The following is a 12052-nucleotide window of genomic DNA, read 5'->3' on the forward strand; positions in this document are numbered from 1 at the left end:
CTACGGTGTCATTGGCGTTGTCTCGGACCGTGACCAACAGTGATGTCGTGGTCCGTGCGTCCGTGAGTGCAGGTGCTCCGGATACGGTGGAGTTGCTCGTCAACGGAGTCGTGGTTGCCCAACTCGCGCCGCCGTATGAACTGCGTTGGAGCACATCTGCCCTTGACGAGGGAACGCATACTTTCGCTGTGAAGGCGGCCATGGGGGGACGCACGTTTGTAAGTGAGGCAAGGTCGCTCGTTGTCGATCGGACAGCGCCACGACTGGTTCAGCAAATGCCTCTGCCGGGAACACGCTCTGTTTCGGTGTGGCAGCCCATTCAAGCTGTCTTCTCAGAGGCACTTGAGCCAGGAACAGTGACGTCCGAGTCCGTCGCGCTCTTGTCTGACGGCGCGGAGATTGCCGCCGTACCACGCCTTTCTCCAGATGGTGCTTCTCTGGAATTGATCGTGGAGGGAGCGCTTCCGGTGGACACCGTCGTGAGCGTGGAGTTCGCCACCTCTTTGACGGACCTCGCAGGGAACGCAGTGGTTCAGCCCGCCGAGGCATGGGAGTGGACGGCTCCTGGATACCTGCCCCTCGGGGGCGCTGTTTCGAGAGCGCCCGAGGAATATGAGACCGCAAGGTTCGTCTCCCTGTCGGTTGATGCGGATGACCAACCGGTTGTCGCTTATGTCAATGGCTCCGTGCGCGAACTGTTGGGGGTCTATGTCAAGCGTTGGGATGGAAGCTCCTGGCAGCCAATGGGCGAGGTTCTAGGAGAATCAGAATATGGCGCTTATATTGCTAATTCCATCCTCAAGACTCCTGACGGCCGCGCTCCGCTTGTTGCCTGGCTCCAAAGTGTATCGGGGAGCCCGGTTTCGGCGCATGTCCGCCGATGGGAGAATGGTGCATGGACTGCTGTAGGTGCGCCCGTGAATCCGCTGATGGAATCGGCAGGTGTTGGTTCTTTTGCGTTTGAAGCGAATGCAGACGGCGCCATGGTGATGGCGTTTCGTGAATACTGGGGAGGGCAGTCTCAGGTGAGTGTCTGGCAGTGGAATGGATCTGCCTGGGCGGTCCTGGGGGGCGCGCTCAAGGTCAATCCAACGTGGTCCGTGAATGGGCTGTCATTGATGCTGGATACGGCGGGTCGTCCTGTCGTTCTTTGGGGTGAAACGGGTCCAGACCAGAATACGCAGGTCTACATTCAGCGGTGGAATGGGACCGGGTGGGACACTCAGGCCCCTCCCTTGACTGGATTGCCTCGTGCCACTGCGCTGGATGGCTCCGATAGCCTGATTCGAGTAGGCGCGTCCCTGAACTCAGACGGCGCGCTGGATGTGCTGGCCTTTCGGTTCGACGGGAGTTCTTGGGTGCGGATGGGGAGTCATGTTGTCGGTGGGCTTTTCCCAGGGAGAACCGATACTGGCGTCTCGCAGCTTCGTATCGACAAGCAGGGCAACATGGTGGCCCTGCTTGTCGAGCCAGAGCTCGCTGACGGACCTGCGCTTTCGTACGTACAGCGCTGGGATGGTGCGGCCTGGAAGCCCGTAGGTGGTTTGCTGCGCCCCCGACCGGACGGAGTGCCCCAGTACAGCCGCTTGGCGATGAATGACCTGGGCGAGCCCATACTGGCCCGCATCGAGGCGATTGCTGGCGATTTCAACCGCACGCACCTCTACGTCTACCGCCCCAACAACTGAGCACCCACCGACACCCCACCGCCCGCCCCACCTGTCCTCCACTGAACACGGGCCTGGCACTCCGGTCCGCGTTCGTTGAAGAGCGGGGTGGGGTGGGCACGTCGGGAGGGGCGTGTATAGATTGCTCAACGCCCGTTCCAACCTGAGAGGCGTCGGTTCCATGAAGAGCACGGCGAGGACCATCCCGGCAGAGGACATGCCAACCGCCACGGAGCCCGCGGCGGGGGGGAACAAGAAGCGTGTGCTCGTGGTGGACGACTTCGACGATGCCCGGGAGATGTACGCCGAATACCTTGAATTCGTTGGCTTCGAGGTGGACACCGCCCGCAACGGCATGGAGGCGGTGGAGAAGGCCAGCGAGGGCGAGCCCGACATCATCCTGATGGACCTGTCCCTCCCCATCATGGATGGCTGGGAGGCGACGCGGCGCATCAAGCAGGACTCGCGCACCCGGGACATCCCCGTCATGGCCCTCACCGGCCATGTGCTCGCGGGGAACGCCGAGCACGCCATGGACGCCGGCGCGGACGAGTTCGTCGCCAAGCCCTGCCTGCCGCAGGACCTGGAGAACAAGATCCGGAACATGCTCAAGCCGAGTAAAGGGAAGGTCCGGGGCGGCTGACGCCCCACGACATTTCCACTGCTCGGCAACGGACACTCCGGGGCCCTGGCGTCGGGGAGTCCTCTCCCTCGTGGCCCGTGCAGTTGACCCCTGGCGGACGGATGCGTAGGCACCGGGTGTGGGCTCTCCGGCCGCCTCGCCGCCTCCTGATGCGTGGACTCCTCCCCAGGAGTTCGACGAGTACCGCCTCGTGCGGGCCATCGGGCGTGGGCGCACGGGGCGGGTGTTCCTGGCCCATGACACGCTGCTCGAGCGCCCCGTCGCGGTGAAGTTCATCCCCGCGCTGGGGCCCAACGCCCTGGCGCGGTTCCTGGTGGAGGCCCGGGCGGCCGCGCGCATCCAGCACCCCAATGTCGTCACCCTCTACCGGGTGGGACAACTGGAGGAGCAGCCCTACCTCGTCTCCGAGTTCATCCGGGGGATGAGCCTGGACCGGCTGCCCAAGCCCCAGCCCTGGGAGCGGGTGCTGGCCATGGGGAAGGACCTGGCGCGGGGCCTGAGCGCCGCGCACCGTCGCGGGGTGCTGCACCGGGACATCAAGCCCGGCAACGCCGTGCTCACCGAGGCCGGCGAGGTGAAGCTGCTCGACTTCGGCCTCGCGAAGCTCCTGGACCGGGCCGCGGGGGCGATGGACGCCGCGCCCGCGGCGGGGGCTCCGCCGCCGGAGCTGCCTCCGGACCTGGACCCGGAGGCCAGCCCCAACCTCGGCGCGCGCTCGCTCGACGGCGTCTTCCTCCCCTCGCTGCCGCGCGGCTCGCTGGTGGGCACGCCCTATTACATGTCCCCGGAGGCCTGGGCGGGCGAGGCGCTGACGGCGCGCAGTGACGTGTACTCGCTGGGCGTCGTCCTGTTCGAGCTGTGCGCGGGCAAGGGCCCCTTCCGAGATGTGCCGTGGCGCGAGCTGCCGGAGCGCGTGCGCAACCGGGACGCGACCCCACTGAACCAGGCCGCGCCCGGCGTGGACGCCGCCTTCGCGGCCGTCATCGACAAGTGCCTGCGACGCGAGCCCTCAGCGCGGTACGCCACCGCCGCACAGCTCCTCGAGGCGCTGGAGACCCTGTCGCGCGACGACGTCGTCCAGGCCGTGCCCGAGGGCAACCCCTACCGGGGCCTGCAGGCCTTCGAGGCCGAGCACCGCGCCGTCTTCTTCGGCCGCCGCCGCGAGCAGCGCGCCGTGTTGGAGCGGATGCGCTCGGAGCCCTTCCTGCTCATCACCGGCGACTCGGGCGTGGGCAAGTCCTCGCTGTGCCTCGCCGGCTTGCTCCCCGCCGTCACGGAAGGCGCGCTGGAGGATGGCCGCCGCTGGCGCACCGTGCGGCTGGTACCGGGCCGCAGACCCCTGTCGGCCCTGGTGGAGGCGCTCGCGCCCGTCCTGGGAACGGACGAGGACACCCTGGCCGAGGCCCTGCGCGCCGAGCCCACGTCCCTGGTGCGCCGGCTCCGCGCGAAGCTGGGCGCCCAGGAGGGGCTGCTCGTCTACGTGGATCAGCTCGAGGAACTGGTGACCCTGGCGCCTCCCGCCGAAGCTGAGCTCGCGGGGCAGGCGTTGGGCGCGCTCGCGGAGGGGGCCAGCGGCGTCCGGCTGCTCGCCACGGGCCGGAGCGACTTCCTCACCCGCCTGTCCGCGGTGCCAGGGCTGGGCCCCGAGGTGCCGCGCGCGCTGTACCTGCTGCGCGCCATGTCCCCCGAGGAGACGCGGGAGGCGGTGACAGGCCCCGCGCGCGTGAAGGGCGTGCGCTTCGAATCCGACGCGCTGGTGGACGCGCTCGTCACCTCCTCCCTGTCCGCGGCGGAGGGTGGGCTGCCGGTGCTCCAGTTCGCGCTGGCGGAGCTGTGGGAGGCCCGCGACGCGACGGCCGGCGTCATGACGCAGGCCGTGCTGGACTCGCTGGGCGGCGTGGCGGGCGCGCTCGCGCGGCACGCGGATGCCACGGTGGCCCGGCTGCTGCCGGACCAGCGGGTGGCGGCTCGCGGCGTGCTGCTGCGGCTCGTGACGGTGGATGGCACGCGCGCGCGGAAGACGGACCGCGAGCTGGTGGGCGACGACTCGCGCTACCGCGCCGCGCTGGAGGCGCTGGTGCACGCGCGCCTGCTGGTGGCGCGCGAGGCCCAGGAGGGCACGTCCTATGAGCTCGCCCATGAGGCGCTGCTCTCCGGCTGGGGCACGCTGGCGCGCTGGCTGGCCGAGGCCGCCGAGCGCCGCGCGGTCCAGGCCCGGCTGGAGGCCGCCGCGGCGCACTGGGAGAAGCTGGGCTTCCCGAGCGAGGCCCTGTGGGGCCCGCGTCAGCTCGAGGAGACGAAGGTGCTCGACGCCGGGGAGCTCACCCGCCGCGAGCGCGACTTCCTGAAGGCCTCGCGCCGCACCATGGTGCGCAGCCGGCGGACGCGGCAGGCGCTGGTGGTGGGCTTCGTGGTGTCGCTGGGGCTCGTCTACGGCGGCCTCAAGCTGCGCGAGCGTTGGAGCCTGGACCGGCAGGTGCGCGACGAGCTGTCCCAGGCGGCGCGCGGCCTGAGCGCCGTGCGCCAGGACTGGGGCGCGCTCGGCGCCGAGCGCGCCGAGGCCTTCCGCCTCTACGACACCGGCCGCCGTGCCGACGCGGACCGGCACTGGCACCAGGCCGGCGCGCAAGCGGGCGTGGTGCGAGTCCGCTTCGACGAGGTGGCGGGCCGGCTGGAGCGCGCGCTGGCGTTGGCGCCGGGCCGGGCCGACGTGCGCGAGGCGCTGGCGGACTTCCTCTACGAGCGCGCCCTGTGGGCCGAGCAGGACGAGGACGCCTCGGCGCTGCCCGCGCTGCTCCAGCGCCTGCGGCTCTACGACACGGCGGGCACGCGCTGGCAGCGCTGGAACGCCGAGGCCCGCCTCACGCTGGAGACACCGGTGCCCGGCGCGGAGGTGGAGCTGCGCCCGCTGACGCGCGACGGGCAGGGCCGGTACCAACTGGGAGAGCCCCTGCCCGTGGACCCGGGACGCTGGCGGGACGCGCCGGTGCCGCCGGGCACATACCAGGTGTCCGCGCGCTCGCTCGGCTACGAGCCGGTGGTGCAGTGGGTGTTGCTGCGGCGAGGCGAGTCACGGCGGCTGGACGTGCCGCTGCTGCGCGTGGGCAGCGTGCCGGAGGGCTTCGTCTTCGTCCCGCCGGGCGAGGTGAAGTTCGGCAGCGCGGCCGAGGCCAGCGTGCGCGATTTCTTCAACGCCGTGCCCCTGCATCCGGTGGACGTGCCCGGCTTCCTCATGGCCCGGCACGAGGTGACGTACGCCGACTGGCTGGCCTTCGTGGAGGCGCTGCCACCGGAGCGGCGCGCGCAGCGGCTGCCGCGCGTGGGCATGGGCGGCTACGCGGGGCTGCTCTCGCTGGCGCAGGTGGACGGCGTCTGGCGCCTGCGCTTCCAGCCGGGCAACGCACTCTATGTGGCTCGGGCCGGGGAGCCGCTGCGCTATGCGCGACGGGCCCTGCGCGCGGAGCAGGACTGGCTGCGCTTCCCCGTCAGCGGCATCACCTTCGCGGACGCGGAGGCCTATGCCGCGTGGCTGTCGGAGAGCGGGCGCGTGCCCGGCGCGCGGCTCTGCTCGGAGCTGGAGTGGGAGCGCGCGGCGCGGGGCGTGGATGGGCGCGAGTACCCCCACGGCGACAGCCTGGCGCCCGACGACGCCAACATCGACACCACCTACGGCAAGCAGCCCGGAGGCTTCGGCCCCGACGAGGTGGGCAGTCACCCCGCGTCACGCAGTCCCTTCGGCGTGGACGACATGTCCGGCAACGTGTGGGAGTGGACCCGCTCCTGGCTGGAGCCGGGCAAGGCCGTGGCGCGCGGAGGCAGCTTCGCCTTCGCGGCGACGTCGGCGCGCGCCTCCAATCGCGAGCTGCCGGAGCCCTCCCTGCGCGACGTGACGGTGGGCATGCGGGTGTGCGCGGACGTGGCGCCAGCCCCGCACTGAGCGCCTGCCTGCTTGCCCTACATCCGCTCCGCGCGCTACCGGACGGAGGAACCCCGTGTCCGCCCTGGCGTCCTGGGCAGGTGATGCGCAGTGGACGAAGCAAGTGCCTGCGGGTACTCGGGCGAGTTGCTGGGCGGGGGGCCGCTGCGGACATTGACTCCGTCGTCGGGCCGGGAAGGCGGTGGGTGATGGGCGCGTGGAAGCAGACGGTGGCGGCGGTGGGCATCGCCGTGGGGATGGTGGGTTGTGCGGGGGATGCGACGGAGTCGGAGCCGGCGCTGCGCTCGGGCGTGGCGGAGCTGGTGGCACCGAACGGACGCAACCTGAACGGACGCAACCTGAATGGCCGCAACCTCAACACCCCCGAGCTGGGACAGTTGCTCGTGTCCGTGGACCTGGCGGGCGCCCGCCTCGCGGAGGAGACGCTGGACGCGGTGCGGCTGGAGGGCAGCGTCTTCCACGGCGTCGCGGCCAGCGGCCCGGTGTCGGGCCAGGCCTTCCTGGGCGCGCGCTTCACCGGCAACCTGGGCAGTGGCGACACCGTGGAGCTGCGCGTGGACGGCATCGCGCCGGGCACCGGCGCGGACGCGGACGTCTGGGCGTACCGCGTCTCCTACTACGACGTGGCCGAGGCCCTCTGGAAGCCGGCGTGCGCCGCGGAGGACGGCTCCGCGCTGGACGCCATCCCCGTCGCGGGCCGCTGGGACTACCGCCAGGGCGTGCCGGGCGGCGGCGCCAAGGTGGATGACGCCGCGCGCTTCACCTTTGCCTGCGAGGGCGCGGCCATCGCCAAGTGCGTGCGCTTCGGCTACCGCCCCTGGGCCACCACGGCGGACGGCCTGAGCCTGGCGGACCACCACCAGGCGTGCACGCGGATGGTGCGCGCGGACTTCTGTGGCGACGGCACGTCGCACACCACGGATGGCCAGTGGGTGAACCTCCACGACGCGGTGGACGTGCAGGCGGACACGGAGGCGTGGCTGCACGAGGCCGAGTGGGACGCCGACGGCGCGCGCTGCTTCACGCAGACGACGCGCGCGGCGCAGGCGGTGAGCTGCCCGGAGCAGCCGCAGCGCGGCGACTGCGGCAAGCAGGCCCACTTCCAGGCCGGCACGCTCATCATGAGCGAGGTCCCTCCCGCGCAGTAGGCGCCGGGGTTTCCGTCCGTGCCTGAAGCGGCTCGGCGGGACGTCTGCCCGCCCTGCTTGCTGGCGCTGGACGCCGTCGTCAACGGCTACCGGAGGCAGGGGGCCGACACCATGGTTAGCCGGCTCGCCGTGGGGGGCGGGGATGGGAGATGCGCTGTGAGACGGGCTCGAATACGGCAGGCCTTCGGCGGAGCGTCAGCGGGAATTCTGGTGGGCCTGTGTGTCCTGCCCGGGTGCCGCGAGGGGGAGGACGCACCGCCCGCGCCCGAGCAGGAGCAGCAAGAACTGGAGCTGACGCTCGGCGAGGAGAACGTGGCCCGCGCCGAGGTGCAACAGCTCCGCTCCGGCCCCGGCGTCTCCGGCACCTTGCAGGCGCGCACGGCGGCGGCGGTCCGCGCGGAGGTGGGCGGCACCATCCTCGACATCAAGGCCCAGCAGGGGCAGGTGGTGAAGAAGGGCGAGGAGCTGGCGCGCATCGAGGACGTCACGTTGAAGGACCAGCTCATCGCCGCGTCGGCGGCGGTCCGCACGGCCCGCAGCGCGCTCCAGGTGGCCGAGGCCGAGCAGGAGCGGGCCGCGCGGCTGTCCAAGGCGGGCGTCATCACCCAGCGCGACTTCGAGCGGGCGGAGCTCGCCATGGAGCAGGCCAGGGGGCAGCTCGCGGAGGCGCGCTCGCGCCACGCGCTGGCGCGGGAACAGCTCAACCGCGCGCGAGTCACCGCGCCCTTCGCGGGCGTGGTGAGTGAGCGGCAGGCCAGCGCGGGCGACGTCGTGCAGCCTGGCGCGCCGCTCTTCACGGTGGTGGACCCGCGCACGCTGCGTCTGGAGGCCTCGGTGCCCGCCGCGCAGCTCGAACAGGTGCGGGTGGACACGCCGGTGGAGTTCCAGGTGACGGGCTACGGGGACCGCGCCTTCCGCGGCACCGTGGAGCGCATCAACCCGGTGGTGGACCCGGCCACCGGCCAGGTGCGCCTCTACGTGGCCATCCCCAACACGGACCTCCAGTTGCTGGCCGGCCTCTTCGCGGAGGGGCGCGTGGCCTCGAAGGGCGCGCGGACGCTCGCGGTGCCCATCGACGCCATCGACGACACCGGCACCGAGCCCGCCGTGCTCCGCATCCACCAGGGACGGGTGCAGCGGGTGGACGTCACCCTGGGCCTGCGGGACGACGTGTCGCGGCAGGTGGAGGTCCGCTCCGGCCTGGAGGACGGTGACGTGGTGCTGCTGGGCGCGGCGCGCGACGAGGTGACGGAGGGCGCGCGGGTGAAGGTGACGCCGCCTCGGCCCGACGCGAAGCCGGTGGAGGACCCCGGGCCCGGCGTCGGCGGCTCGGAGGCGCCGCCGCCCGCGCAGCGGCCCGCGTCCACGCAACCGCCGGAGGAGGGCGCGGCGCCTCCGACGCCGTGAGGCCGCGCCGTCCCCTTACCGCTTCAAGCCGGGAGTCACGTCCGTGTTCATCTCCGACTTCGCCATCAAGCGTCCCATCATCACCATCACCTCGATGCTGGCGCTGGTGGTCTTCGGCCTCGTCGCGCTGGGGCTCCTGGAGACGGACGAGTTCCCCGACGTCCAGCCCCCGGTGGTGAGCGTCACCATCGTCTATCCCGGCGCCTCACCGGAGACGGTGGAGCGGGAAATCGTCGAGCCCATCGAGGACGCCATCTTCGCCATCAGCGGGGTGGACCCGAAGGAGACGACGTCCATCGCCACCGACGGCCTGGCGTCCTTCACGGTGTTCTTCGACTTCGAGAAGGACATCCAGGAGGCGTCGCAGGACATCCGGGACGCCATCTCCAGCAAGCGCGCGGACCTGCCGCAGGAGATGGAGGAGCCCATCCTCACGCGCTTCGACCCGGCGGACCAGCCCATCGTGTCGCTGACGCTAACGTCGGAGGGGCTCGACGTGGCGGCGCTGTCGCTGGTGGCGGACCCGACGGTGGTGGGGGAGCTGCGCTCGGTGCCCGGCGTCGCCCAGGCAGACGTCGTGGGGGACGTGGCGCGGGAGATGACGGTGCAGCTCAAGCCGGAGGCGCTCCAGGCCGCGGGGCTGTCCGTGGCGGAGGTGGTGGCGGCGCTCCAGGCGCAGAACCTGGCGGCGCCGGTGGGCCGCATCAACGCGCCGCTGACGGAGGAGTCCATCCGCCTCAAGGGCCGCCTGGAGAAGGTGGAGGACTTCCGGAACATGGTGGTGGCCTCGCGCAACGGGCAGGCCATCCGCCTGGGGCAGGTGGCGGACGTCTTCGTCGGCGCCGAGGAGCCGCGCACGCTGGCGCTCTTCAACGGCGCCCAGGCGGTGGGCATCGACGTGCTCAAGGCCCGGGGCTACAGCACCACCGAGGTCGCGGACGCCGTGCGCGAGCGGGTGAACGCCCTCCAGCAGAAGCTCCCCGCGGGCGTGAAGCTGGAAATCGTGCGTGACGCCGGCGTCCGCGTGGAGTCCGCCGTGCACAACGTGCAGTCCGCGCTGGTGGAAGGCGCGCTGCTCACGGTGCTGGTCGTCTTCGTCTTCCTCAACTCGTGGCGCTCCACCGTCATCACCGGCCTCGCGCTGCCCGTGAGCGTGCTGGCGTCCTTCATCAGCGTGTGGGCCTTCGGCTTCACGCTCAACACCATGTCGCTGCTCGGCCTGACGCTGGCCATCGGCATCCTCATCGACGACGCCATCGTCGTGCGAGAGAACATCGTCCGCCACGTGGAGATGGGGAAGGACCACTACACGGCGTCCCGCGAGGGCACCTCCGAAATTGGCCTCGCGGTGTCGGCGACCACCTTCTCCATCGTCGCCGTCTTCGTGCCGGTGGCCTTCATGTACGGCGTGGCGGGCCAGTGGTTCAAGCCCTTCGCCCTGACGATTGCCTGCGCGGTGCTGGTGTCGCTGTTCGTGTCCTTCTCGCTGGACCCGATGCTGAGCGCGTACTGGCCGGAGCCCCACAAGAAGGACAAGCCCGGCTTCATCACCCGCGCGCTGAACCGCTTCAACGCGTGGTTCGACCGGCAGGCGGAGGGCTACAAGCGCGTCATCGCCTGGGCGCTGGACCACCGGCTGGCCATGGTGCTGGTGGCGGTGGGCTCGCTGGTGGGCGCGCTGGTGCTGCAGGGCACCGTGGGCGGCGCGGGCTTCGTGCCGGTGAGCGACCGCGCGGAGGTGGAGCTGCTGGTGGAGACGCCGCCGGGCTCCAGCCTGGAGTACACGCGGCGCAAGGTGGACGAGGTGACGCGCGCCCTGCGAGCCCACCCGGAGGTGGACTACACCTACGCCACCATCGGAGTGCCCCTGGCGCTCAGCGCGCCGGGCGTGGACCAGGCCCTGGTGTACGTGCGGCTGACACCGAAGGCGGAGCGCGACGTGAGCCAGGACGCCCTGGGCGTCCAGTTCCGCGAGGAGATGAAGCGCATCGGCGGCGCCACCGTCTCCGTCTTCACCTCGGGCTTTGGCGGGGCCTTCAAGCAGCTCCAGTACGAGCTGCGCGGCCCGGACCAGCGGGTGCTCACGCAGCTCGCGCAGCAGGTCCAGAAGGAGGTGGAGCAGGTGTCCGGCGCGGTGGACGTGGGCCTGTCCACGCGCGGGCAGAAGCCGGAGCTGGAGGTGGAGCTGAACCGCGGGCTCGCCGGCCAGCTCGGGGTGACGGTGGGCCAGGTGGCCCAGGTGCTGCGGCCGGCCTTCGCGGGCCTGGACGTGGGCGACTGGGTGGACCCCATTGGCGAGACCCGGGACGTCATGGTGCGGCTGGCGCCGGCGGCGCGTGACAACCCCAATGACTTGTCGCAGCTCCCCATCTCCGTGGGGGCGGCGGCGGGCGGGCCGCCCCGGCTGGTGCCGCTGGGCCAGGTGGCGGACATCCGCCAGACGCTGGGGCCGGCGCAGGTGACGCACCTGGACCGCGAGCGCGTCATCAACGTGCAGGCGAACGTGCAGGGGCGCTCGCTGTCGGAGGTGGGCGCGGACATCCAGCAGCGGCTGGACGGCGTGAAGCTGCCGCCGGGCTACACGCTGACGACGGGCGGCGAGTCCGCGGACCAGGCCGAGGTCTTCATGCGCGTGTTCATCGCGCTGGGCACGGCGCTGATGCTGATGTACCTCATCCTGGTCATCCAGTTCGGCTCCTTCCTGGACCCGCTGGCCATCCTCATCTCGTTGCCGCTGTCGCTCATCGGCGTGGTGCTGGCGCTGCTGCTCACCGGCGACACGCTGAACCTGATGAGCCTCATCGGCATCATGCTGCTGATGGGCATCGTGGCGAAGAACGCCATCCTCCTCATCGACTTCGCCAAGTGGTCGCACGAGAAGGGCATGCCCCTGCGCGAGGCGCTCATCGAAGCGGGCCGCATCCGCCTGCGCCCCATCATCATGACGACCTTCGCGCTGGTGGCGGGCATGGTGCCGGTGGCCATCGGCGCGGGAGAAGGTGGCGACTTCCGCGCGCCGCTGGGCCGCGCGGTGATTGGCGGAACGATTACGTCCACGCTGCTGACGCTGCTGGTGATTCCCACGGTGTACGAAATCCTGGTGGAGGGCCGGACCTGGGCCACGCGCAAGCTGCGCAAGCTCTTCCGAATGAAGCCTCCCGAACAGCGGCCCCATGGCCCGGGCGGCGGTGGAGGAGAGCCCCGGCCCGTCCCTCAGGCACGGCACGACTGAGGATTCGGTGACGAAGTC

General features: G+C 71.1%; 6 protein-coding genes. All 6 read left to right on the forward strand.

Annotated elements, in window-relative coordinates; all coding sequences use genetic code 11:
* Positions 1-29 precede the first annotated feature (29 nt).
* Positions 30-1688: an Ig-like domain-containing protein gene (locus MYMAC_RS02705; RefSeq protein WP_157757438.1), complete on the forward strand. Its 1659-nt coding sequence runs from the start codon at positions 30-32 to the stop codon at positions 1686-1688.
* A gap of 160 nt (positions 1689-1848) precedes the next feature.
* Positions 1849-2310 (forward strand): response regulator, encoded by a 462-nt coding sequence (locus tag MYMAC_RS02710; protein WP_095956921.1) that lies wholly within the window; start codon positions 1849-1851, stop codon positions 2308-2310.
* A gap of 118 nt (positions 2311-2428) precedes the next feature.
* A complete protein-coding gene (locus tag MYMAC_RS02715) occupies positions 2429-6247 on the forward strand; it encodes an nSTAND1 domain-containing NTPase (protein ID WP_095956922.1) in 3819 nt (1272 codons plus the stop codon).
* Between the two features lie 188 nt (positions 6248-6435).
* On the forward strand, positions 6436-7395 hold the full coding sequence (locus MYMAC_RS02720; RefSeq protein ID WP_239989301.1) for an ADYC domain-containing protein: 960 nt from the start codon (positions 6436-6438) through the stop codon (positions 7393-7395).
* Between the two features lie 156 nt (positions 7396-7551).
* Positions 7552-8802 carry an efflux RND transporter periplasmic adaptor subunit gene (locus MYMAC_RS02725; protein ID WP_095956924.1) on the forward strand — a complete coding sequence of 417 codons (1251 nt, stop codon included), beginning with the start codon at positions 7552-7554 and terminating at the stop codon, positions 8800-8802.
* A gap of 43 nt (positions 8803-8845) precedes the next feature.
* Positions 8846-12034: an efflux RND transporter permease subunit gene (locus MYMAC_RS02730; protein ID WP_095956925.1), complete on the forward strand. Its 3189-nt coding sequence runs from the start codon at positions 8846-8848 to the stop codon at positions 12032-12034.
* Positions 12035-12052 lie beyond the last annotated feature (18 nt).

The sequence above is a fragment of the Corallococcus macrosporus DSM 14697 genome, from assembly GCF_002305895.1.
Taxonomy (GTDB): domain Bacteria; phylum Myxococcota; class Myxococcia; order Myxococcales; family Myxococcaceae; genus Myxococcus; species Myxococcus macrosporus.

Excerpts from the sequence above, each read along its gene's own strand:
- MYMAC_RS02710 (WP_095956921.1), top strand. The coding sequence starts at position 1,849 with ATGAAGAGCACGGCGAGGACCATCCCGGCAGAGGACATGCCAACCGCC.
- MYMAC_RS02720 (WP_239989301.1), top strand. The coding sequence starts at position 6,436 with ATGGGCGCGTGGAAGCAGACGGTGGCGGCGGTGGGCATCGCCGTGGGG.